Origin of the sequence: Micromonospora sp. NPDC092111, assembly GCF_044755745.1 — a bacterium.
Lineage (GTDB): Bacteria > Actinomycetota > Actinomycetes > Mycobacteriales > Micromonosporaceae > Micromonospora.
Map to the genome: position 1 here is coordinate 447,978 of NZ_JBIVRQ010000002.1, position 23,371 is coordinate 471,348.

At 73.8% G+C, this 23,371-nt stretch carries 21 protein-coding genes and 1 pseudogene; 9 read left to right on the plus strand and 13 right to left on the minus strand.

Features of this window, described 5'->3' with window-relative positions:
- Positions 1-2: 2 nt before the first annotated feature.
- Both ACIQG9_RS08125 and ACIQG9_RS08130 read right to left on the minus strand, forming a co-directional pair.
- A complete protein-coding gene (locus tag ACIQG9_RS08125; RefSeq protein ID WP_400399176.1) occupies positions 3-980 on the minus strand; it encodes a Rossmann-like and DUF2520 domain-containing protein in 978 nt (325 codons plus the stop codon).
- A gap of 142 nt (positions 981-1,122) precedes the next feature.
- Positions 1,123-2,400 carry a phytase gene (locus ACIQG9_RS08130; RefSeq protein WP_400399177.1) on the minus strand — a complete coding sequence of 426 codons (1,278 nt, stop codon included), beginning with the start codon at positions 2,398-2,400 and terminating at the stop codon, positions 1,123-1,125.
- Between the two features lie 46 nt (positions 2,401-2,446).
- Between ACIQG9_RS08130 and ACIQG9_RS08135 the strand changes: the two genes are divergently transcribed.
- Together ACIQG9_RS08135 and ACIQG9_RS08140 are read left to right on the plus strand one after the other, a co-directional pair.
- Positions 2,447-3,559 (plus strand): SAM-dependent methyltransferase, encoded by a 1,113-nt coding sequence (locus ACIQG9_RS08135; RefSeq protein WP_400399300.1) that lies wholly within the window; start codon positions 2,447-2,449, stop codon positions 3,557-3,559.
- A gap of 12 nt (positions 3,560-3,571) precedes the next feature.
- Complete coding sequence (locus ACIQG9_RS08140) at positions 3,572-4,753, plus strand: NADH-quinone oxidoreductase subunit D (protein ID WP_400399178.1); 1,182 nt, start codon at positions 3,572-3,574, stop codon at positions 4,751-4,753.
- A gap of 39 nt (positions 4,754-4,792) precedes the next feature.
- Here the strand turns inward: ACIQG9_RS08140 and ACIQG9_RS08145 are convergent, their stop codons facing one another.
- From ACIQG9_RS08145 to ACIQG9_RS08160, 4 genes are all read right to left on the minus strand, one after another.
- Positions 4,793-6,343 (minus strand): hypothetical protein, encoded by a 1,551-nt coding sequence (locus tag ACIQG9_RS08145; protein WP_400399179.1) that lies wholly within the window; start codon positions 6,341-6,343, stop codon positions 4,793-4,795.
- 114 nt (positions 6,344-6,457) lie between these two features.
- Positions 6,458-7,462 (minus strand): glycine betaine ABC transporter substrate-binding protein, encoded by a 1,005-nt coding sequence (locus ACIQG9_RS08150; protein WP_400399180.1) that lies wholly within the window; start codon positions 7,460-7,462, stop codon positions 6,458-6,460.
- A gap of 157 nt (positions 7,463-7,619) precedes the next feature.
- Complete coding sequence (locus tag ACIQG9_RS08155; RefSeq protein WP_400399181.1) at positions 7,620-8,342, minus strand: ABC transporter permease; 723 nt, start codon at positions 8,340-8,342, stop codon at positions 7,620-7,622.
- A gap of 31 nt (positions 8,343-8,373) precedes the next feature.
- Positions 8,374-9,060, minus strand: a complete 687-nt coding sequence (locus ACIQG9_RS08160) for an ABC transporter permease (RefSeq protein WP_400399182.1) — start codon at positions 9,058-9,060, stop codon at positions 8,374-8,376.
- 2 nt (positions 9,061-9,062) lie between these two features.
- Here ACIQG9_RS08160 and ACIQG9_RS08165 point away from each other — a divergent pair, with 2 nt between their 5' ends.
- On the plus strand, positions 9,063-10,058 hold the full coding sequence (locus ACIQG9_RS08165) for an ABC transporter ATP-binding protein (protein WP_400399183.1): 996 nt from the start codon (positions 9,063-9,065) through the stop codon (positions 10,056-10,058).
- Positions 10,059-10,070: 12 nt separating this feature from the next.
- Here ACIQG9_RS08165 and ACIQG9_RS08170 read toward each other — a convergent pair whose 3' ends face one another.
- The 7 genes from ACIQG9_RS08170 to folP form a co-directional block, all read right to left on the minus strand.
- Entirely contained in the window at positions 10,071-10,571 is a 501-nt protein-coding gene (locus ACIQG9_RS08170; RefSeq protein WP_400399184.1) for a hypothetical protein, read from the minus strand.
- Positions 10,572-10,636: 65 nt separating this feature from the next.
- On the minus strand, positions 10,637-10,942 hold the full coding sequence (locus ACIQG9_RS08175) for a hypothetical protein (RefSeq protein ID WP_400399185.1): 306 nt from the start codon (positions 10,940-10,942) through the stop codon (positions 10,637-10,639).
- A 72-nt stretch (positions 10,943-11,014) separates the two neighbouring features.
- On the minus strand, positions 11,015-12,226 hold the full coding sequence (locus ACIQG9_RS08180; protein ID WP_400399186.1) for an ABC transporter permease: 1,212 nt from the start codon (positions 12,224-12,226) through the stop codon (positions 11,015-11,017).
- 100 nt (positions 12,227-12,326) lie between these two features.
- Positions 12,327-12,869 carry a DUF3180 domain-containing protein gene (locus tag ACIQG9_RS08185; protein WP_400399187.1) on the minus strand — a complete coding sequence of 181 codons (543 nt, stop codon included), beginning with the start codon at positions 12,867-12,869 and terminating at the stop codon, positions 12,327-12,329.
- A gap of 19 nt (positions 12,870-12,888) precedes the next feature.
- Positions 12,889-13,416 (minus strand): 2-amino-4-hydroxy-6-hydroxymethyldihydropteridine diphosphokinase, encoded by a 528-nt coding sequence (folK, locus tag ACIQG9_RS08190; protein ID WP_400399188.1) that lies wholly within the window; start codon positions 13,414-13,416, stop codon positions 12,889-12,891.
- Positions 13,413-13,772, minus strand: coding sequence for a dihydroneopterin aldolase (gene folB / locus ACIQG9_RS08195; protein ID WP_400399189.1), 360 nt, complete (start codon positions 13,770-13,772; stop codon positions 13,413-13,415). Before folB ends, folK begins: the two co-directional genes overlap by 4 nt.
- Positions 13,769-14,719 (minus strand): dihydropteroate synthase, encoded by a 951-nt coding sequence (folP, locus tag ACIQG9_RS08200; protein WP_400399190.1) that lies wholly within the window; start codon positions 14,717-14,719, stop codon positions 13,769-13,771. Before folP ends, folB begins: the two co-directional genes overlap by 4 nt.
- Before the next feature lie 355 nt (positions 14,720-15,074).
- Here folP and ACIQG9_RS08205 point away from each other — a divergent pair, with 355 nt between their 5' ends.
- The 6 genes and pseudogenes from ACIQG9_RS08205 to ACIQG9_RS08230 all read left to right on the plus strand — a co-directional run bounded on the left by ACIQG9_RS08205 (position 15,075) and on the right by ACIQG9_RS08230 (position 23,371).
- Positions 15,075-15,389: a hypothetical protein gene (locus ACIQG9_RS08205; RefSeq protein WP_400399191.1), complete on the plus strand. Its 315-nt coding sequence runs from the start codon at positions 15,075-15,077 to the stop codon at positions 15,387-15,389.
- 13 nt (positions 15,390-15,402) lie between these two features.
- Positions 15,403-15,765 carry a hypothetical protein gene (locus ACIQG9_RS08210; protein ID WP_400399192.1) on the plus strand — a complete coding sequence of 121 codons (363 nt, stop codon included), beginning with the start codon at positions 15,403-15,405 and terminating at the stop codon, positions 15,763-15,765.
- A gap of 1,342 nt (positions 15,766-17,107) precedes the next feature.
- Positions 17,108-19,693, plus strand: a pseudogene (locus ACIQG9_RS08215) (ATP-binding protein); the annotation flags it as partial.
- A gap of 2 nt (positions 19,694-19,695) precedes the next feature.
- A complete protein-coding gene (locus ACIQG9_RS08220) occupies positions 19,696-21,642 on the plus strand; it encodes an MFS transporter (RefSeq protein ID WP_400399193.1) in 1,947 nt (648 codons plus the stop codon).
- Positions 21,639-22,196: a hypothetical protein gene (locus tag ACIQG9_RS08225; RefSeq protein ID WP_400399194.1), complete on the plus strand. Its 558-nt coding sequence runs from the start codon at positions 21,639-21,641 to the stop codon at positions 22,194-22,196. Before ACIQG9_RS08220 ends, ACIQG9_RS08225 begins: the two co-directional genes overlap by 4 nt.
- Before the next feature lie 8 nt (positions 22,197-22,204).
- Entirely contained in the window at positions 22,205-23,371 is a 1,167-nt protein-coding gene (locus tag ACIQG9_RS08230; RefSeq protein ID WP_400399302.1) for a M23 family metallopeptidase, read from the plus strand.

Consider the following 23,371-nt stretch of genomic DNA (forward strand, 5'->3'; position numbering starts at 1 on the left):
GCTCACGCCGCCACCTGCCGGTGGATGCCCGCCAACACGTCCAGCAGCGACTCCGCGTCCACCGGCCGCAGCCGGCCCGCCGCGATCGCCCGGTCCGCACTCCGTCGGGCCAACGCCAGGTAGGGGGCGACCGATTCCGGCGCGGTCTCCGCCAGCCGGGCCAGGTGCCGCCGTACGGTGCCCGCGTCGCCCCGGGACACCGGGCCGGTCAGCGCGTCGTCGCCGAGCCGCAGGGCGTTGTCCAGCGCCGCCCGCAGCAGCGGGGCGAGCACCTTCTCCGGACTCGCCACCCCGGCGTCGCGCAGCCGGTCCGCCGCCTCGTTGACCAGGGTCACCAGGTGGTTCGCGCCGTGCGCCAACGCCGCGTGGTAGAGCACCCGGTCGGCCTCGCCCACCCACTCCGGCACCCCGCCCAGGTCGGCGACGAGTCGGGCGGCCAACGGGCGCAGCTCCGCCGGGGCGGTCACCCCGTACGAGATGCCGGCGAGCCGGCCCAGGTCGTCCGGCGTACCGGTGAAGGTCATCGCCGGGTGCAGGGCCAACGGCCGGGCGCCCATGGCGGCGGCCGGGGCCAGCACGGCCAGCCCGTGCGCGCCGGAGGTGTGCGCGACCACCTGACCTGGGCGCAACGCGCCGGTCTCGGCCAGCCCGGCGACCACCCCGGCGAGGTGGTCGTCCGGGACCGCGAGCAGTAGCAGGTCGGTGGCGGCCCGGGCGACCGAGATGGCCGAGCGGTTGCCGGCGTCCGGCAGCAGCAGCGCGATCCGGGCCTTCGTGGCGTCGGAGACCCCGGACGCGGCGACCACCCGGTGCCCGGCCGCGACCAGCGCCGCACCGAGCACGGCACCGACCCGGCCGGCGCCGACGACACCGACGGTGAGGCTACCGGGGAAGGCCAGCGGGACGCCGGAAACGGCGGGGCCCTGCGGTGCGGCGGCCCCACGCGGGGCGGCCGGACGCGGGCGCGGCGGTGCGCTCATGGCAACGATCCAGTCCTCGAAAAGGGGGTACCGGTCGACCGCAAGTATGCGCCGAGGTTACGGAACACGAACAAGGATGTGTGAAAACCTTCACCGGCCGGCACCGGGCCACCCCCCGTTGCGGGCGGCCCGGTGCGGCAGGTCACCGCCGGTCGCGCAGGAACCCGGCGTCGACGAACTTGAAGTCGGTGTCCGGACGCGCCTCGCCGTCCCCGCCGGGCGTCTCCGGGGTGTTCCGGCCGTCGTGCACCACCAGCAGGCCACCGGGGAAGCCCGGCAGCGGAGTCGAGGTCACCGCCGCCCCGTCGCACTCCTGCGAGCCGTCGACCCGCCCGTCGACCACCGCGAACCGGCCGGTCGGCCGGTTGGTGCGCCGGTCGTACGTGTAGAAGGTGTCGTCGCCCTGGCTGGAGACGACCAGGGTGCCCGCGTACCGGCCGGTGCGGAAGATGGTCAGCCCCTCCACGTCCTGGGCGATCCGGCCGCCGAAGCCCGGGTCGGCGGCGTGGTCGGTGACACAGTCGTCCTCCGCCGGGTCGAAGACCGCCGGGACGCCGTACTCGCGGACCCGCTCCACCGGCCGGGGCGCGGCCACGAACCGGCCACCGGCCAGCCGGGTACGCCACAGGCCGACCTTCTCCTGCGCCAGGTACACCGTGCCGGTCGCCGGGTCGACCACCGTCCCCTCGACCTGCGGGCCGTCCCCCGGATCCGTGCACGGCGACCAGGTGGAGCCGTCCGGCAGGGTGAACGTCGACGGCAGCACCAGCCGGTCCACCGGCCGGTAGCTGACCCTCCCGGCCCGCTCCACCAGCCGGAACACCCCCACCTCGGGGGTGCTGCGCCGGCTCACCACCGCGTACGTGCCGCCGTCGGCGTCGGTGAACGTGCCCAGCCCGTACGCGGTGCGCTGCTCGTTGACCTCGGTCTGGTCCCCACTGAACGCGAACGGCACGTCCGGCGCGGTGACGTCGACGAGCCGCCGCGACACCGGGTCGATCCGGTAGAAGCGGAGCTGGTCCCGACCCCGGTCGGTGACCACCGCCAGATCGGCGGGGCGGCCGGCCAGCTTGAACCCGGCCACCAGGTCCACGTTGTTGAACCGGCCCGCCTCGTCGTCCGGTCCGGGTGCGGGCGGGGTGGGGATCGCCTGCCGCTCCCGGGCCCGCAGGTCGTACACCCGCAGGCCGCCGTTCTTGGCGGTGGCGACGACCAGGCTGCCCGCCCGGTCGGTCGGGTGCACCCAGATCGCCGGGTCGTCGGCGTCCGCGTCGCCGCCGGCGGAGTCGTCGAACAGGGACGGGGTCTCGGCCAGCGCCCGGACCGGCCGGGGCGCGTCGCCGGCCGGGGCGGCGGACGCCACCGACCCGGCCGCCAGCAGCGGCACGACGGCCAGGGCGGGGATGAACAGTCGTCTCATACCGGCTGACCGTAGGGTCGGCACGGTGACGCACCCTGAACGCGGGATGAACTCGATGCGCTGGCGGGACGCGATGGACCTCGCCCTCTACGGGCCGGACGGCTTCTTCGTCACCGGGGCGGGACCGGCCGCCCACTTCCGGACCAGCGTGCACGCCTCGCCGGTCTTCACCGCCGCCCTGCTCCGGCTGCTCCACCAGGTCGACGCGGCGCTCGGCCATCCGCCGGTGCTCTCCGTGGTCGACGTGGGGGCGGGCCGGGGTGAGCTGCTGCGCGCCCTCCAGCCCGCCCTGGACCCCGTCCCCGCCGCCGGGGTGGCCGCCGGGTCGCCTCCCGTCGAAGGGACACCCGCCGGCCCGGTTCCGCTCGCCACCCGGGTACGGCTCACCGCCGTCGAGCGGGCGGCCCGGCCGGACGACCTGCCCGGGTCGATCGGCTGGGTGGACGAGATCCCCGACGGGATCGTCGGGCTGCTGATCGCCACCGAGTGGCTGGACAACGTACCGCTCGACGTCGCCGTGCACACCGGGAACGGGTGGCGGTACCTGTTGGTCGACCCGGCCACCGGTGCGGAGTCGGTCGGTGATCCGGTCGACGCCGCCGACGCCGGATGGCTCGACCGCTGGTGGCCACGCCGGGCAGGTGAGCCGGCCGACGATGCCCCGCCCGAGGCGGCGGGAACCGGCACCGGCGGGCCGACCGGCACCTGGCCGGGACGGGCCGAGATCGGCCGGGGCCGGGACGAAGCCTGGGCCGAGGCCGTCGGGCGGGTCGCGCGGGGGCTGGCGCTGGCGGTGGACTACGGGCACCTGGGCGGGGCACGGCCCGTCGACGGGACGCTGACCGGGTACCGGGCCGGCCGGCAGGTGCCGCCGGTGCCGGACGGGTCGTGTGACGTCACCGCGCACGTCGCCATCGACTCGGTCGCCGCCGCCGGTGCCCGGGTCGCCCGGTGTGCGTACTCCCTGGTGTCGCAGCGGGAGGCGCTGCGGGCGCTCGGGGCCGACGGCCGGCGACCACCGATCAGCCTGGCCGGCACCGACCCGGCGGGCTACCTGCGCGCGCTCGCCGCCGCCTCGACGGTGGCCGAGCTGACCGACCCGGCCGGGCTCGGCGGGCACCTGTGGTTACGCCAACCGGTCGGCGTGGACCTCGGCTGAGTTCGTGACACGATGTCGGGCATGACCACGGGCGACCTGCGCGAGCTGACCGTCGGCACCGGCGCCGGGCTGGTGGCCGGCACCGGCGGGGAGCAACTCGGCACCGACATGGTGCTCAACATCGGCCCGCAGCACCCCTCCACGCACGGGGTGCTGCGGCTGAGGCTGGTCCTCGACGGGGAACGGGTGGTCGCCGCCGAGCCGATCGTCGGATACATGCACCGGGGCGCGGAGAAGCTGTTCGAGGTGCGTGACTACCGGCAGATCATCGTGCTGGCCAACCGGCACGACTGGCTGTCGGCGTTCTCCAACGAGCTGGGCGTGGTGCTCGCCGTCGAACGGCTGATGGGCATGGAGGTGCCGGAGCGGGCCACCTGGCTGCGGATGGCGCTGGCCGAGCTGAACCGGGTACTCAACCACCTGATGTTCCTCGGCTCGTACCCGCTGGAGATCGGCGCGATCACCCCGGTCTTCTACGCCTTCCGGGAACGGGAGACCATCCAGACGGTGCTGGAGGAGGTCTCCGGCGGGCGGATCCACTACATGTTCAACCGGGTCGGCGGCCTCAAGGAGGAGGTGCCGGCCGGCTGGACCACCCGCGCCCGGGCGGCCATCGGCGAGGTCCGGCGGCGACTGCCCGACCTGGACAACCTCATCCGGCGTAACGAGATCTTCCTGGCCCGCACCGTCGGGGTGGGGGTGCTGTCGGCCGCCGACGCCGCCGCGTTCGGGGCGTCCGGGCCGGTCGCCCGGGCCTCCGGGCTCGACCTGGACCTGCGCCGCGACGACCCCTACCTGGCCTACGACCAGCTCGACGTCCCGGTGGTCACCCGCACCTCCGGGGACTGCCACGCCCGCTTCGAGGTGCTGCTCGACCAGGTGTACGTCTCGCTCGACCTCGCCGAGCAGTGCCTCGACCGGGTCGACCGGCTCACCGGGCCGGTGAACACCCGGCTGCCCAAGGTGGTCAAGGCCCCCGAGGGGCACACCTACGCCTGGACGGAGAACCCGCTCGGGATCAACGGCTACTACCTGGTGTCCCGGGGGGAGAAGACGCCGTGGCGGCTCAAGCTGCGCACCGCGTCGTACGCCAACGTGCAGGCGCTGGCCACCCTGCTCCCCGGCTGCCTGGTGCCCGACCTGATCGCCATCCTCGGCTCGATGTTCTTCGTGGTCGGCGACATCGACAAGTGAGCCGGGACGGCCCCGGGTGACCGGCGGCGCGGGCGGCGGTCAGCGCCAGTGGCCGCCGGCGCGGGGGGTGTCGTCCTGCGGCGGGTAGCCGTACCGCTCCCCGCCGTCCCACTGCTGCCTGCCGCGCGGTTCCGGCTCCGGCTCCGGGTTGCGCCACGACACCACCGGCTCCCGGTCCCGCCGCTGCTCCGCCGGCGGCCGGCCCCACCGCTCCTCGGGGGCCCGCGCCGGCCGGTCGTCGGGCTCCGACCAGCCGCCACCCCACTGCCCACCGGCCCGGTCCGGCTCCCGGCGCGGCTCGTCCCGGCGCTGCTCCTCCTGCCGGACCGAGGCCCAACGGTCGGCGTAGCGGTACTGGGAACCGTCGGCGTGCAACTCCGCCCGGCGCTCCCCGACCCGCAGCTCACGGGCGTGTCCGTCGTCCCGGACCTCGGCCCACCGGTCTCCGGCCCGCACCTCCCGGGCCGGCCCGTCGTCGCGGACCTCGGCCCACCGGTCCCCGGCCCGCGCAGCGGTCCAGGAATCGGACTCCTCGGCGGCGTGGGACCGCGCCGACCGCGCCGGCTCGGGCCGGTCGTCGGCCGGGCCGCCCCGGCCCCGCTCCGGGCCGGCCGACCAGGCCCGCTCGTCGCGCTGGGTCGGCCGGCCGCCCCGGGGACGCTCCTCCGGCGGGGCCGACCAGACCCGGTCCGCCGGCTCGGCCTGACCCGACCAGGGACGCTCCGGCTCGCCGCCGGCCCAGGACGGCTCCTCCGCTGCGGGCGACCAACGGCCGGCGTACCCGCCGCCGTAGACACCGCCCGCCGGGTCGGCGCCGTCGACGACGGTGTGCCGGGTGGTCACGTGCACGGTCTCGGTGTGCCGCACCACGCCGAGCGGGCGGGACGTGGGCTCCGGAGCGGGCCCGGCGCCGCGCGGCTCGCGGGGGGCCGCGCCGTACACCCCGGCCTGGCCGGCGGCCGGCTGCTCCGGGGCGTACCGGCGGCCCACCGGCTCGTCGGCGTCCCGGTCCGGGGCAGCCCGGCCCCAGCCGGTCGGGGAATCCTCGGGCGTGGCCGCCCGGCGGCGCCCCGCCGGGGGGTCCTCGGGCTGCTCGGCGGCGACCGGAACGCGGGCCCGCCCGGCACCGGCCCGCTCGTCGGCCACCGGGACGCGGGCCGGGCCGGCACCCGCCCGCTCGTCGACGGCCGGCGTGCTGATCCCGGCCGCGGCGGCGATCCCCGCCGCCGCCGCGTCCAGCCGGCGGCGCATCGCGGTGACCTGTTCCTCGACCCGCTGGGACTGGTCCAGCGCCTGGTTGCCGCGCTGGGCGGCGGCGACGATCTCACCGCGCAGCTCACGACGTAGCTGCTCCAACTCGTCGAACAGTTCGTCGCCGTCCACCCGCCCGCCGCCGTCGGCGCGCAGCGCGATGGAGAGGCCGATCAGCACCACGGCGGTGATGGCGAGCACCGCGGCGAACCGCAGCGGGCCGTTGCCGTCGGCGACGAGCAGGATCAGCGCGGCCAGCGGCGCGAGCGCCACCCCGATCCAGAACAGGACGGTCAGTAGCTGCGGACTGCGCTTCTCGGAGTCGACCGGGGAGGGCATGGCTGTGCAGCCTACCGAGATCCGTCCGGGGTGGGAACGGCCCTGGGCAGGCTCGCGGCGTTCGCTCCGGGAAGGCCCGGTCGCGGCCGGAAACCGACCGCGACCGGGCGACGCTCAGCTGGTGGCGAGCGCCCCGTCGGACGAGAAGACCAGGCCGACGCTGGCGGTGCCGGTCTTCAGCGCGTTCTTGGTCTGCGGGCCGCCGGCGTCCAGCGAGCCGAACGAGCCGGCCTTGAAGTCGTACACCTCGACCAGACCGGCCTGGCACTTCGGCCGCTGCGGGCACTCCGGCGGGCCGGCCAGCACGGTGTCCTTGCCGGAGCACTTGGCCGCCAGGTCGGAGAGGTTCTTCAGGCCGTACTTGTCGGCGAACGCCTTGGTGACGGCGAAGGCGTTCTGGTCCTGGGCGGCGGACGGGGTGCCGAAGGTGATGCCCACCTTGTCGCCCCCGGCCTTCAGCGCAGCGACCGTCTTGTCCAGCTCCGGCGAGGAGACCGGGGTGGCGTCCTTGCCGTTGGCCTTGGTGTTGAGGAACTCGGCCATGGTCGCCGCGTACTCGGGGACGACCTGGATCTCGCCCTTCTCCAGGCTCGGCTCGTAGAGCTCCCGGTTGCCGATCTGCTGCACCTTGACCTGGTAGCCGGCCGCGGTGAGGGCGATGTTGTAGAGCTCGGCGAGGGTCTGGCTCTCGGAGAAGTTGCCCGCCCCGACGACGATCCGGCCGCCCGGGCCCTTGGCGATGCCGGCGGTCAGGCCGTTGGTCGAGGCGAACTCCTCGGCGGCCGCCTTCGGCGTCTTGCGGTCCACGTCGACCGCCTTGTTGAGGGCGATCAGCTTCGGCGTGTCCAGCGCCGCGGAGACCTTGTCCAGCGCCGCGAGAAGCTCCGGGTTCGCCACGTCGGCGTGGACCGCCGGGATGATGTTGTCGGTGTTCTGGAGCTTCTTGTCGTCGGTCAGGACGACCAACTGGTCGCCGGCGACCGGGGCGCAGCCCGCGCCGCTGGCGCCCTGCTCCGGCGCGTCGGTGCCCGACGAGCCGGCGTCCCCGCACCCGGTGAGCAGACCCGCCGCGGTCAGGGCGCCCACCGCGCCGACTGCCAGCCGTGTCCGTACGCGCATCGTGCCCGCCTTCCGTGTCCCGGCGCGGCCCCGTTTGGGCCGGCCGCGTGTCCGACGGGCGATCAGATCAGCCGCCCGCTGGCTTCCAGCCAATATCCTCCTGGGCCGACCGACAAACTCTGAGCGAGTTTCGTCATCGGATCGTCACGAGGTCGGGTCAGCTCCCGGCCGTCGCGTCCGCCGCCCGCCGGTTCGCCGCCCGCCGGGTACGCCGCAGCGGCCTCGGGGTGACCGCCCGCTCCACCAGCGCCAACAGCCCCTCGACGAGCAGCGCCAGCCCGGCCACCAGCACCCCGCCGGCGATGATCTGGCCGCCGCCGGCCGCGATGTCCAGTCCGAAGCCGGCCCGGATGATCTGCCCCAGCCCGCCGCCGTTGACGAACGAGGCGAGCGCGGCCGTGGCGACCACCTGCACCGCGGCGGTCCGGAAGCCGGCGGCCAGGTACGGCACCGCCAGCGGCAGCTCCACCCGGCGTAGCACCTGCCAGCCGGACAGCCCCATCCCGCGCGCCGCGTCCCGGGCCTCCGGGTCGGCCTGCCGCACCCCGGTGTACGCGTTCGCCAGCAGCGGCGGCACCGCGAAGACCGCCAGCGCGACCACCACCGCCGGCCGGCCGAAGCCGAGGAAGGTCAACGGCAGGATGGTCAGCAACGCCAGGGTGGGGATGGACAGGGTCAGGTTGGAGATCAGCACCACCGCACCACCGCCGCGCCCCGAGTGCCCCAGCCAGAGCCCGATCGGCCAGGCCACCAGGCAGCCCAGCAGCACGGCGGCGGCGGACATGCTCAGGTGCTCGCCCATCCGGTCCAGGACGCCACCGGGGTTGGTCCAGTTCAGCGGATCGTTGAGCCAGACCACCGCCTGCTGCACCGGGTTCACCGGGTTCCCCCTCCGTAGCCGACCGCCCCGCTCACCGGGCCCGGCCCCGCAGCCACGGGGTGAGCAGCCGGCCCGTTCCGGCCAGGATCAGGTCGAGCACCAGCGCCAGCAGGACGCAGAGCAGCGTGCCGGTCATGATCTGGGCCTTGTAGAAGTTGTTCTGGAAGCCGGCGAAGATGAGCTGGCCCAGACCGCCCCGGCCCACCACCACCCCGACGGTGACCAGGGCCACGGTGGAGACGGTGGCCAGCCGGACGCCGGTGAGGATGCCGGGCAGGGCCAGCGGCAGGTCGATGCGGAACAGTCGCGCCCACCGGCCGTACCCCATGCCCTCGGCGGCGTCGCGCACCTCCGCGGGCACCTGGTTCAGCCCGGCCACCGCGTTGCGGACGATCACCAGCAGCGCGTACAGCACCACCACGGTCAGCACGGTGACCGCGCCGATGCCCAGGTACGGGGCGATGAACGCGAACAGGGCCAGCGAGGGGATCGTGTACAGCACCCCGGTCAGTGCGAGAATCGGCCCGGCCAGGCGCTGGTACCAGTACGCCAGCACCGCCAGCGGCAGGGCGACCAGCGCGGCGATCAGCACCGCCCGGCCGGTCAGCGAGGCGTGCTCGCGCAGCGCGGCGAGGATCGTGTCAGAGTTGTCCCGCACGTACTGCCAGGAGAACCACGGGTTACCCGGTGCGGCCGGGTAGCTCAGGTGGAAGGACACACGTGGACGTTACCCCGGGGGGCACCGGCGACGCCGGGCACAGCGCTGCCTCGATCACCTTGGCCGGCATCCGCAAGCGTTACCCGGACGGCACCGAGGCGGTCCGGGAGCTGAGTCTGGAGGTGCGGGCCGGCGAGCTGGTGGTGCTGATCGGCCCGTCGGGCTGCGGCAAGTCCACCGTGCTGCGGATGGTCAACCGACTGATCGAGCCGACCGGCGGCCGGATCCTGCTCGGCGACGAGGACATCACCCGGGTCGACCCGGTGCGGCTGCGCCGCCGGATCGGCTACGTGATCCAGAACGTCGGTCTCTTCCCGCACCAGACGGTGGCCACCAACGTCGGCACCGTGCCCCGGCTGCTCGGCTGGTCGAAGGAGCGGATCCGGCAGCGCAGCGGTGAGCTGCTGGAACTGGTCGGGCTGGACCCGGCCCAGTTCGGCGGTCGCTACCCGCACGAGCTGTCCGGCGGGCAGCGGCAGCGGGTCGGGGTGGCCCGCGCGCTGGCCGCCGACCCGGTGGTGCTGCTGATGGACGAGCCGTTCTCCGCCGTCGACCCGATCGTACGGACCCGGTTGCAGGAGGAGTTCCTCCGGCTCCAGGCCGAGGTGCGCAAGACCATCGTGCTGGTCACCCACGACCTGGACGAGGCGGTCCGGTTGGGCGACCGGATCGCGGTGCTCTCCGAGGGCGGCCGGCTGGAGCAGTACGACACCCCGGCCGCCCTGCTCGGCGCGCCCGCCTCGCCGTTCGTCCGCGAGTTCGTCGGCGCCGACCGGGGCATCCGCCGACTGGCGGTCACCCCGGTCACCCGGGCGGTGCTCGACCCGGCGGCGGCCGACACCGGCCTGCCGGAGCTGCCGCTGGGCCGGTCCGCGTACGACGCGCTGGCCACCATGCTGACCGCCGGCACCGACGCGGTCGTGGTCACCGCCGACGGCCGGCCGGCCGGCACGCTCACCCGGACGCGGGTACTCGACCTCGGCCAGACCGGGGACTGAGCGACCGGCGGGTCAGGCCCGCCCGCCCAGGCTGGCCAGCCCGATGATCCAGCCGGCGAAGAATCCGTACCCGGCGCCCGTGCCGGTGGTCTCGAAGGCGGCGAGCAGCGACCCGTCCGAGGTGAGCAGCGCCGCCAGCAGGGTGGCCGCCGCCCCGGCGAGGGTGTACGCGGCCCAGCCGGAGAAGAACTGGCTGGCCGAGCCCTGCACCCGGGCCACCTGCCCGGCGGGCAGCAGGTAGAGCAGCGCCGCGGCGAACACCAGCAGCAGGACGGCCCGCAGGTCGGTGGCCAGCACCCCGTGCGCCGAGTCGGCGGAGTCGAGCCGCCAGGCCGGCCAGGCGAGCAGCCGCAGGTACCAGCCGCCGGCCGAGTTCGGGTCGGTGTGCTGCTCGGCCCAGCCGACGTACCAGGGGCTGCCGCAGACGGCGACGAGGATCAGCGCGGCGAGGGTGCCGGTGCCGGCGGCGGTGCCGTACCCGCGCACGGTCCGGGGGCGGTTGGTGAGGGCCATGCGGCGGGAGGTTCCCGGCCCGCCACGGCCGGCAAACCTGTCCCGCCATCCGGCGGCGCGACCGGTCAGTGCTTCATCAGGTAGTCGATGAACGCCGCCCGGAGCAGCGGCGCGGACTCCTCGTAGCCGTGCCCGGTCAGTTCCCGCCACAGCGCCGACGCCTCGTCGACGGTGGGACCGACCGAGTTGGGTGCCCCGTCCAGGGCGGCGGCCTCGTCGGCGTTCGGCAGGTGCCGCAGCACCGACCAGAAGAAGCCGATGTCGTGCCGCTCCCGGGCCACCGTGAAGGCCCGCTCCCGCAGCTCCTCGGTGGAGAGGGCGTCGAGTTCGTCGAAGGTGCGTCCGGTGCCGGCGGAAGGAGTCTCGGTCATGTCCGCGAGCCTAACCGGCGAGATCCTTCCCGGCCCGTCGTCCACGCGGCCGGACCCGTCGGGGCCGGCGGGTCAGCGGTTGTCGGTGTCCCAGCGCGGCGGATCGGCCTCCCAGCGGGGGGTCTCCCACGGGTCGGGCGGGGTGTCGGTGTGGGTCCGCTCCGGCAGCGCCGGGGTCCAGTCGCGCGTCTCGCCGGGGCGGGGCAGGGACCAGCCGGAGCTGATCGCGCCGTCCCGGACGGGCACCGGGTCGGCCGGCTCCCCGCCGGCCGCGCGGGGCCGGCCGAACGTCTCGACCAGCCGGGTCACCAGCAGGCCGGCGCCCAGGGCCGCCCCGCCGACGGCCCACCGGTCGACCGGGGCGCCGAACTCCGCCGCCCAGGCCAGGTAGACCACGACCAGGCCCACCGCGAGCAGGGTGCCGAAGATCCCGCCGCGCCGGCCGTACGCGCTGGTGCCGGCGAGCATGGCCACGCCCACCGCCAGCACCGTCCAGTCCAGACCGGACGTCGGGACCAGCGGTCCGGTCGCGTTGGCGGCGACCAGCACCCCGGCGAGCATGGCGAGCACGGTGGACGCGATCAGCGCGCCGGCGGTCACCAGGGCGGCCACCACACCGCGTCGGCGGGCCGGGTCGGCCACCGGCCGGAACCGGCCGACCAGGCGGCGCACCGCGCGGATCGCGCCGAACGCCCCGGCGAGCACGGCGACCGCGGCGAAGCCGGCGAAGAGGTAGGAGGCGTTCGCCCTCGGGTCGTAGTCGGCCTGCACCGGCACCGGCAGCTTCCGGCGCTCGATCCAGACGATCACCCCCGCCGCGGCGGCGAGACTGGCGGCCCACCCGGGGACGTGCAGCACCACCACCGCCCAGGCCAGGGCCAGGCCACCCAGCGCGGCGGCGACCAGGGCCGGGACGAGCGCCACCGGCATGCCCCGGTCACCCTGCTCGGCGAAGTGCAGCGCGGCGGCCACGGCGACCGGGCCGACGGCCAGGTTCACCGCGGCGGTGCGCAGGCTCAGCCCGGCGGCGAGGACGAGCAGGCCGAGCGCGACCGCGTCGACCAGCAACCGGCGCAGGCCGTCGCCGCGCAACGCGTCGGGGTCTTCCCGCCAGAGCAGGTAGGCCAGCGCCGCGAGGGCCACCAGCAGGACCAGTTCCCAGGCCACGTGGACGCCGATCCGGTCCCGGCCGGGCTCGCCCTGCGCGGGGTCGTCGAAGACGTTCTCCAACACGGCGGCGGGCACCTCCGCCGGCGCGGCCCGGCCCGGTTCGTCGTACACCATGCGGTGCGCCTCCCAGGTGACCCGCCGTCCCCGGTGACGGCTGGCTGTTCTCGGTCGCCAGGGACGGTACCTGCGTGCAGGGCCGGACGTAACCCCCTGGTCAGCGCCGGCCCGGGCGGCCCGGTCGGTCGTCGGCGTCGCGGTCGGCGTCGTCGTCCTGCTCGGGTACCCGGCAGAAGCGTTCCAGCCAGATCGCGGCGGCCACCAGGGCGAACGAGGCGAGCACACCGGCCCCGGCGACCGGCCGGTCCTCGATCGCGGCGTTGGTCGGTTCGACGAAGAGCCACCCGGTCAGCCCCGCGTAGAACCCGACGAAGATCGCCCCGGCCAGCGCGGACGCCTTGGCCAGCACCACGAACCGGGCGACCAGCAGCGGGTTGACCGGCTCCCGGCCGGGCTTGCGGTCGATCCGACCCCGGGTGTTGACCGCCGCGTACGCCTCCAGCACGGCGAGCGCGGCCAGGGTGACCACCGGCAGCCAGGGCAGCCGGGGGATCCCGCTGTAGTAGAAGCTGCTGATCAGCAGCCAGGCCAGGGCGGCGGCGGCGAGCGCGGCGACCAGCAGGGTCGAGATCCGGGTGGGGCCCATCCTCGACCCGTCGGGCTCCTGGCCACGGGGTGGTCGGGACTGCGACTGCGTCATGCCGGCCGGCTCCACTGGGTCATGTGTCCGACTCTAACTCCAGATCGGGCCGGGGACCGAGTTCCAGGGCGTCGCCGGCGACCGGCTCGGCGTTGAGCAGGTCGGTGAGCCAGCCGTGTCCAGGCAACCGCCCGTGCGGCTCGATGTCGATCCACGGCCGGAGCACGAAGGCGCGCAGGTGGGCGCGGGGGTGCGGCAGGGTCAGCTCGGGGTCTTCGCTGAGCACCGGCTGGCCGGCGTCGTCCCAGACGGCGACGACGTCCACGTCGAGGGTGCGCGGGCCGAACCGGCGCCCCGGGTCGCGGACCCGCCCGGCCGTCCGCTCGGCGGCGTGGGCCCGGGCCAGCCAGTCGCGCGGGGTCGCCGCCGGGTCGGCGACCATGACCGCCGCGTTCAGGTACGCCGGCTGGTCGGCGTCTCCCCAGGGGGGAGTCTCGTAGACGCCGGAGACCACCAGCACCGCGTCGCCCAGCCCGGCGACCGCGGCGCGCAGGTGGTCGAGCCGATCGCCCAGGTTGCTGCCGATCGACAGCACCGCCCGGGTCACCGGGTACGCCGCATCGTCACGGCGACGTCGGTGAAGGTGTGCGGGATCGGCGCCTCGGGCTTGTGGACGGTGACCGTGGCGGCGGCGACCAGCGGTTCGGCCAGGCAGACCGCGAGCAGCCGGTCGGCGAGCGTCTCGATCAGGTTGACCGGCTCGCCGGTGAGCACCGCGACCAGGCGTTCGGCCAGCTCGCCGTAGTGCACCGTGTCGGTCACCTGGTCGGAGCGGGCGGCCGGGGCGAGGTCGAGTTCGAGCACCGCGTCGACGACGAACTCCTGCCCCTGGGCGCGCTCGAAGTCGTAGACGCCGTGCCGGCCGTACGCCCGCAGCCCGGTCAGCGCGATCCGGTCGGTCATCGTGCGTCCTCTCCCCGGCCGGCGTGGACGGTGCCGCTCCGACCGGCGTCCGCCGGCCCGGCCTGGCCGGCGCATCCGGTCCGGTCGCCCCGGCCGGTACGGGAGGCGGCGGTGAGCCGGGGACGGCCGGTGGCGGCCCAGACGGCGAGCGCGTCGGCGGTGTCCCGGACGTCGTGCACGCGTACCCCCCAGGCGCCGGCGGCGACGGCGAGCAGGCTGGTGGCGACGGTGGCGGCCGCCCGGCCGGCGGTGGAGCGGGGGGTGCCGTCCGGGTCGGCGAGCAGCCGACCCAGGTACGACTTGCGGCTCGCCCCGAACAGCAGTGGGAAGCCGAGGTCGAGCAGCTCCGGCAGGCGGGCGCTGAGTTCCCAGTTGTGCGCGGCGGTCTTGGCGAAGCCGAGCCCGGGGTCGACGACGATCCGGTCGGCGGCCACCCCGGCGGCCAGCGCCTCGTCGACGCGCCGGGCCAGCTCGGCCCGCACGTCGGCGACCACCTCGGCGTAGTCGGCCAGTTCGCGCATCCCGCGCGAGTGGCCCCGCCAGTGCATCAGCACCCACGGGCAGCCGGCGTCCCGGACCACCCGGGCCATGTCGGGGTCGGCGAGCCCACCGGAGACGTCGTTGACCACGGCGGCACCGGCGGCGACAGCCGCCTCGGCGACCGATGCCCGGGTGGTGTCGATGCTGACCGACACCCCGGCGGCGCTGAGTTCGCGGACCACCGGAAGGACCCGGGCCGCCTCGGTCTCCGGGTCGACCCGGTCGGCCCCCGGCCGGGTCGACTCGCCGCCGACGTCCACCAGGTCCGCGCCCTCGTCCCGCAGTCGCACTCCGTGTGCGACGGCGGCGTCGAGATCCGCGTACCGGCCGCCGTCGGAGAAGGAGTCGGGCGTGACGTTGAGGACGCCCATCACCACCGGGTTCCGCGCCCGTACCAGATCGGTCACGACTAGACGGTACCGGTCGTCCCGGTGTGGTCCGGCGGCCCCTGCCGGCACCGCCCGCAACGACCCTGACGTGCCAATTGGAACAGGTGTACGATCGGTCGTCCGGGCGGAATCGGGCCCACTCTTCGCGGCTTGTCGCAAAGGGGGGCGGCCCGTACGCTGTGGAATTGCCCAGCATCGAGACGGCGAAGCCCGGAGGGAGGGCCGAAGCGGGAAAAATCACCCCAAAACTCGCCACTCTCCGTGGTGGGTGACGAACGTAGCGTCGCCGACGCTGCGCAGCGTGAGCACATTCCCGCCAGGCTTGCCTACTGCACCGCCGCGGCACCGCCGGCCGCGTTATGGGGAGGTTCCAGTGATCGCCTTCGAGCTCATGGAGACAGCGTCGTCCGGCGTCGCGCAGGCGCTGCACACGCTGGCGTCGGCGCCACTCGCCGAGCCGGCTCCGAAGGGCATCGACACCAGCGGCATCGTCACCTTCTTCGCCAGCAAGATCGCACCCATCCTGCTCGCCGTGCTCGGGGTCATCTTCATCGGCCGGGCCAGCCGCGGCGAGATCTCCAAGGTGCTGACCAGCTCGGCCATCGCCATCGTCGGCCTGGCCTTCATCGCCGGCGCGGCCACACTCTTCTTCGTCGGCGACTACCTGATCAAGCTGATCTTCGAATAGGCGCGGGCTTCAGATGCGGCTGCGCACCGACGACGACATCTACCGGGCCCGCCTGGTCTACCTCGGGCCGCCCGGCTACACCCTTCCGGTCCACCTGCCGTACGCCCAGTACGGCCTGTTCATGCTGCTCGTACCCCTCTTCATGTTCATCCACTGGCTGTTCACGCTGCAGGTCGAGCTCTTCCCCGCCTGGGAGATCGCGCTCGCCATCGTGAGCACCTCGTTCATCTTCCGGTACGTCGACCCGGACCGGCCGGCGCGGATGGTCATCCGCACCGCGCTCACCGACTGGCGACGTACCCGGGAACCGGCCGCCGAGCTGCGGGATCCCCGCCTGATCGGCAGCCGGATCAGGATCCGGGAGGAACTGGCATGACCGGGCGTACGCGGATCGGACAGTCGGACCACGCGGGTGAGGCGGTCGAATGAGTCGCTCTTCCACGCCGGGTTTCCCGGCCGGACGACACAGCGCCCCACACGGTAACCGTGCGCGGTCGTTCGACTACCCCCAGGAGGAGTTGCGGGACGACGAGCCGTACGACCCGGCCCTGCTCACCGGCCCGGGTCAGGGCGGGGTGGGCGTCTTCCAGGCACCTCGACCCAGCCCCGGGCGAGGCACGCCGCCGGTCGAGCCGCCCTCCGCCGCGCCGATGCTGGTCGGCGACGGCACCGACATCGACTCCCCCTTCCTCGACCTGTTCGGCGGCGGGCCGCACCCCGGCGCCACCCCGACGCCCGGCGGCCCGGCGCGACGCGGCACCGGCCGGGACCACCCGCCCATCCCGCACCAGCCGGCCGCCCCGGCGGCCCCACCGGCAGCCATCGAGGCCCAGGCCCCTGCGGCGGCGATCGAGGCGGCTCCCCCCACCGATCGGCACGCCCGTACCCGCGTCCCGCACCAGCCGGGCGACCGGCTGCCGGCGGCCCACCCGGCGGCGGAGGCCCTGGCGGCCGACCGGCCGGTCGACGCGCCGCCGCTGCGGGCACCGCGCCGGCTCCCGGCCGAGCCGTTCCCCCGGGAGACCGGCGAGCCGCTCACCGCGCGGGAGGCGGCCGAACGGGCCCGGCGGGAGGCCACCGAGCGGGCCCGGGAGGCCACCGACCGCGGCCGGCGGGAGGCGGCCGAGCGGGCCCGCCGGGAAGCCGCCGAACAGACCAGGCGCGAGGTGGCCGAACAGGCCCGACGCGAAGCGGCCGAACAGACCCGGCGGGAAGCCGCCGAGCAAGCCCGACGCGAGGCCGCCGAACAGACCCGGCGCGAAGCCGCCGAGCAAGCCCGGCGCGAAGCGGCCGAACAGACCCGGCGGGAAGCCGCCGAACAGGCCCGACGTGAGGCCGCCGAGCAGGCCCGACGTGAGGTCGCCGAACAGGCCCGACGGGAAGCCGCCGAGCAGGCTCGACGCGAGGCCGAGAGGGCTCGACGGGAGAGCGCCGAGCGGTCCCGGCGGGAGCCGGTCCCGGTGCCCCGCCCGCAGCCAGTGCCGGTGCCGGCGGAGACCGGGGCGACGGGCTGGCCCGAGCACGTCGAGCCGGCCTGGCCGGAGCCGGTCGAGCCGGTCCGCACGGAGGCCCTGGCCGCCCCGGTGGGCGCGGTGGCCGCCGAACCAGCCCGGCACGAACTGGCCGAGTCCCGCCCGCAGGAGCCGGCGGAACGCCGCTCCCGGGAACTGGCCACGCCGAGGGAACGCGCGGCGAGCCGGCGGAACGCCCCGGTCAAGCCCGTCCGGGTACGCCCACCGAAGATCAAGTTCGGGGACCGGGACCCCGCGATCGACCTGGCGATCACGGAGATCGCCGGACACCTGACCTTCACCCCCAACACGGTCACCGCCTGGTACTGGCTCCCCGAGGTGCGCTGGGCGTTCCGCCCGGACGCCGAACGCGAGGCCCTGCTCTCCGCGATCTCCGAGCAGTACGCCGGCCTGGCCGGGTTCCGGCTGCACCTGCGCCGCACCACCCGGCCGTTCCCGGCCGACGAGTGGGCCCGCACCATCGACGCGCACACCGCGTCGCCGCTGCCCGACGTCCCCGGCACGGCCGGCTGGGCCGACCATCTGGTGGCCGCCCAGCGGCACCTGATGTCGGTCAACCACGCCGAGGGGCAGACCTACCTGGGCGTCACCTTCGCCCGGCGCTCGCTCGGCGACTCGCTCACCGAACGGCTGCTGCGCACCTTCGGCCGGGGCACCGCCGACGGGGAACGCCGCAAGCTGGGCCGCACCGTCGAACAGTTCGACGAGGTGCTGGGCAGCTTCGGCATGCGCGGCCGGCGGGTCACCGCGCAGGAGTTGGAGTGGCTGCTCTACCGCTCGGTCGCCCTCTGCATGGCCCCGCCCGGCACCCTCTCCCCGGTGACCAACGGCCGATGGGAGCGGGGTGACCTGCTCGCCCTCACCGAGCAGGTCGAGCGCTACCGCACCCCGTACGGCACCACCGTCAAGCTGGTCAACCGGATGACCGGCGAGGAACGGCACGTCGCCGTGCTCGCCGTCGGCCGGATGGAGCCGCTGGAGATCCCCGAACGGCACGAGCCCTGGCTGCACTTCCACGAGCGGCTGCCCTGGCCGATGGAGATCTCCACCCGGGTCGACATCCTCGGCTCCGGGGACTCCTTCCGAAACCTCGAACACCGGCTGCGGATGATCCGCTCCCAGCAGCTCGACTACGCCGAGCACGGCATCGACGCCCCACCCGAGCTGGAACGGCTGGCCAAGCGGGCCCTGGTGATCGGCGACGAGATGACCACCGGCCTGCCGGTGGACTCCGCGCGGGCCCACGGCTGGCACCGGATCGCCGTCGGCGGGCGGACCCGCGAGGAGTGCATGGAACGGGCCCGGCGGCTCATCCAGCTCTACTCACGCGAACTACGGATCTCGCTGCAACACCCGAAGAACCAGGACTGGCTGGCCCGGGAGTTCATCCCCGGCGAGCCGATCGCCAACACCGGCTACGTCCGGCGGATGCCGGTCCCGCTGCTGGCCGCCGCCCTGCCCCAGGCCGCGTCCACCGTGGGCGACCGGCGGGGCGACCTGATCGGGCGTACCGCCGGGACCTGCCGCCGGCCCGTCTTCCTCGACCTGCACTTCCCGATGGAGGTACGCGAGCGCTCCGGGCTCGCCGTCTTCGTCGCCGAACCGGGCGGTGGCAAGTCGACCCTGCTCGGCGCGCTCGGCTACCTGGCCGCCCGACGGGGCGTCCAGGTCACCCTGCTCGACCCGTCCGGTCCGCTCGCCCGGCTGTGCGCGATGCCCGAACTCCAGCCGTACGCGCGGGTGCTCAACCTGACCGGATCGGAACCCGGGACGCTGGCGCCGTACTCGCTGATCCCCACCCCGCTGCGCACCGAGTTCGGTGCCGGCGCGGCCGGCGACCGCGAGTTCGAGATCGCGGTCTCCAACGCCCGGGCCGAGCGGCGGATGCTCGTGCAGGACATCTGCATGATGCTGGTGCCACCGCAGGTGGCGCGGGAGGCCTCCACCGCCACCCTGTTCCGGCACGCCGTCCGGCAGGTGCCGGCCGAGGAGACGTCCACCCTGGACGACGTGGTCGCCTGCCTCCAGGGGCTCGACGACGACGCCGGGCGGGAACTGGCCAACCTGCTGCTGGACACCGCCGAGATGCCGCTGGCGATGCTCTTCTTCGGCCGTCCGCCGGAGGGGCTGCTCGGCGCCGACGCCGCCCTCACCGTGATCACCATGGCCGGCCTGCGGCTGCCCGACCTCAAGATCGAGCGTGAGTACTGGTCGGCCGAGGAGGCGCTGGCCCTGCCCATGCTGCACACCGCCCACCGGCTCGCCGTCCGCCGCTGCTACGGCGGGTCGATGTCGTCGCGCAAACTGGTCGGCCTGGACGAGGCGCACTTCATGGAGGGCTGGCGCTCCGGCCGGTCCTTCCTGGTCCGGCTCGCCCGCGACTCCCGCAAATGGAACCTCGCCGCCCTGGTCGCCTCGCAGAACCCGAAGGACATCCTCGGCCTCGACGTGCAGAACCTCGTCTCCACCGTCTTCGTGGGTCGGATCGCCGAGGACACCGAGATCGCCTCCGAGGCGTTGCGGCTGCTCCGGGTACCGGTCGACGACGGTTACGAGGCGACCCTGGCCTCCCTCTCCGCCGTGGACACCGCCTCGGCCACCCGGCTCGGGTTCCGCGAGTTCGTCATGCGCGACGTGGACGGCCGGGTGCAGAAGGTCCGGGTCGACGTGTCGTACGTCGAGGGGCTGCTGGACCACCTCGACACCACCCCTGCCGCGGTCGCCCAGGCCGCCGGAATACTGCCGACCGTCCTGGCTGATCTGGAGGCGTGACAATGGCGAGGGCCCGGGCACGGATCACGGCGCTCCTCCTCGCGCTCGGCGTACTCGCCGGTGCCACGATCGCCTGGCCGGTGGTGGCGGCCACACCGGCGTACGCTGCCCCGCCCGCCTCCGCCCGAGCCGCCGACCTCTGTACGACCAAAGAGTGGCAGGCCGACTTCCGCACCTGCGTCGGCAAACTGAAGCAGGTCAGCGAAGCCGAGGTGGACTGCCGCAAGCCACCGGTCCCCTCCGCGCCGGACTCCGGCCTCGCCGGATGGTTCGCTTCGCGTCCCGATGCATCAAAGCTCCCCGGACCGAAGGGGCTCTACAGCGACTACGGCTATGGGGGCTACAGCTTCAACACCTACGACGTGGAGGGTGGTTGCGCGTCCACTGTCCTCCACCCGGACTACAAATTCACCACCACGGTTGCCAACGGCGAGTTCATGATGGCCACCGCAGTTGTCGGTGCCTCAAACGCACTCCGCGAACGTGCGTGGGACCCCCGGTCGATGTGGAACTGGGCCGACCCGTTGGTCGACAAGGCGACTAAGGCCGTCTACCAAAAGGTGTTCAGCGTCTTCGGCATCGTGACGCTCTGCGTGGTAGGGCTCTATCTACTCTGGCGATCCCGCCAATCGGACATGAGCAATGCGATGACCACGGCCGGTTGGGCTTTGCTGGTGATGGTCGCGGTGACTGCCTTGGCCGCTTGGCCCGTCAAGTCCGCGAACGTCGCCGACGGTACCCTTATCACCTCGTTGGGCGTCGTCCATGATGCGGTTGGTCCCGCGTCACGAGACATTCCGCCGGACCGCTGCGTCCTGCCGAATCCCGAAGCCTGCGTGGACAAGCGACCTCCCGCAGTCCGCGCAAGCGACACTGCGACCGAGTCGATGCTCTACCGCAACTGGCTGCGTGGAGTCCTCGGCTCTGCCGACAGTGAGACCGCGAAGAAGTACGGGGCAGCTCTCTACGACGCCAAGTCGATCTCCTGGGAGGAGGCGGAAAAGCTTCGGCAGAACCCCGCCACCCGCGAGGCAACCATCAAGGCCAAGCAGCAGCAATGGATGACGGTGGCCGAGCAAATCAAGACGGAGGATCCGGAAGCCTACGAATACCTTCAGGGCAGCCGGGACATGGACCGGATCGGTTCCGGTTTCATCGCCGTGCTGGCCTCGCTGCTCTTCGCCATGTTCGACCTCACCGCCTCGCTGCTGGTACTGCTCGGCTTCATGATCTTCCGGTGGGCGGTGATCGCGGCACCGATCCTGGGCACGGTCGGGCTGCTCCGTCCGGCGAGCGCCGGGCTACGCCGACTGGCAAACGCTGTGGTCGCCGCTGTCTTCAACATCGCCATCTTCGGCACCGGGGCGGCGATCTACCTCTTCGCCGTGGACCTGATCATGAGCACGCCCACCCTGCCAGGTTGGCTCCAGGTGGTCCTGGTCTGGCTCTGCGGGGTGGTGGGGTGGTTGCTGCTGCGTCCGTACCGGCGGATCACGCAGTTGGGCGGCAAGGACAGCAGCGAGGCGGTCAGCTCGGCCGGGTCGTGGCACCGGCGGTTCTTCCGCGACATGCGGATCGCCGCCCGGCTCGACGTGTCCGAGCCAGGCGGGACCACCGAGCCGACGACCGCCCGGCGACGCGGGCTAGCGGTGGAACCGACGAGCCTACGACCCGAGGCCCGGCGGGAGGACCCGTCGCAGTCCACGGTCAGCACGCCAGCCCAGCGGGACCGGCCGGACGGACGGGAAGGCGCCGACGAGACAGAGTTGACACCTGTACCAGGCAGGGGCAGCCGCTCGACGACCGCGCCTCGGCCCCGCCGGCAGCCGGCGACATGGACCGAGCCGGACGTGCCGGAGGAGGCTCCGTCCTTCGTGGTCTACCGCCCCGACTCGGCCGAGCGGACCCCGGTCAAGCCCAGCCCCCGGATACGGTCCGAGGCTCGGTGACGGCGATGCGACGGGCACTTGAATTCCTGTTCACCCGGGTTCTCCGATCTCGCTTCGGCATCGCCCTCGGTATCGCCGTGCTGATTCTCGGTGTTATCGGAGCGGCCCGCCTGGTGTCCGGCCCGAGTGACCTCACCGCCGGGCTGAGCAGCCGGCCTCGGGAACCCATCACCACGGTGGATCCAGAGGAGGGCGACGACGGAGTCATCTCAACCCCCGTCGCGCAGTCCCCACGCACCCGCCCCGGCGAGTTGACCCCGGAGCAGACGGCCTCCCGATTCGCCACCGCCTGGCTCGGTGGACCCACCACCACCGCTGAACGGTGGCAGGGGGCCCTCCGGCCGCTCTCGACACCCGCCCTCACCGAGAAGCTAACCGGTGCCGACCCTGCGGGCGTACCGGCCGAGAAGGTCACCGGTGAGCCGACCCTCCGGCCACGGACCGAAGACTTCACCGAGGTGCTGGTCCCGTTGGAGACCGGACGCCTACGGCTGGAACTGGTGGCACCTGACGGACGCTGGTTGGTGGATGCCGTGGACTGGGAGCGGGAATGACTGCCGAACTGCCGGGGGTGGGCGAGCCACCCCGTCGTCGACTCCGGATCGGTGCCGTCGCCGCCGCGCTGACGGGCACCCTCGCGCTACTCTGCTGCGGTGGTGGCAGTGCGGCGTTCTTCCTGACAAACCTCGGTGGCGACCAGGAGAGCCTGGTCTCCAACGAACAACGATGTGATGACGACCATCGGGTCAACGTCACCGGCTCCATGCCTCGAATGTCCGACTACGGCGACAGCCAGATGCGCAACGCGGCGATCATCATCAAGGTCGGTCAGGACATGAGGGTGCCGCCCCGGGGTTGGGTGATCGCCGTGGCGACCGCGATGCAGGAGTCGGCCCTGCGGAACCTGGGCAACAGCACAGTCGCCGGTTCGCGCGACATTCCGAATGAGGGTGTCGGCTCGGACCACGATTCCGTCGGTCTTTTTCAACAGCGGGCGGGCTGGGGCAGCGTCGCGCAGCGGATGAGCCCCGACTACGCGGCCCGAAAGTTCTACGAGAAGCTGCTCAAGGTGGACGACTGGGAACGACTGTCGCTGACCCGCGCCGCCCAGAAGGTTCAGATCAGCGCGTATCCCGACGCGTACGCCAAGCATGAGGACATCGCCAGTCAGATCGTCAACGCGCTGGCCGGCGGCGCCGCCCGAACGGTGCAGATCGCCGATCGGACGTTCTGCGACCAGGCCTCCGCCCGGACCATCGCCGCGTCTGGCTGGACCGCGCCGATCGACGGCGGGGTCGGCTCCGGCTTCCGCAGCACGAGCCGGCCCCGGCACAACGGGGTCGACATCGGTGCCCGCAAGCGGACCGAGATCCACGCCGCGGCGACCGGACGGGTGTTGGTCGCCCGGTGCGATCCGGACCACAGCGGCGGACGCACCTGCGACGTCGACGGTTTCCCGGGCAAGGGCGGCTGCGGCTGGTTCGTCGACATCCTGCATGCCGGCGGCTATGTCAGCCGCTACTGCCACATGATCGAAAAGCCTCGGGTGACGCCCGGACAACTCGTAAAGGCTGGCGAGGTCATCGGGCTGGTGGGCAGTAGCGGCAACTCATCCGGGCCGCATCTGCACTTCGAGATCCACGTGGACGGGGACCGCAGCTACGCCGGCGGCGTCAATCCGGTGCCGTTCATGCGGCAGCGGGGCGCACCGTTGGACGGCTCGGCATGA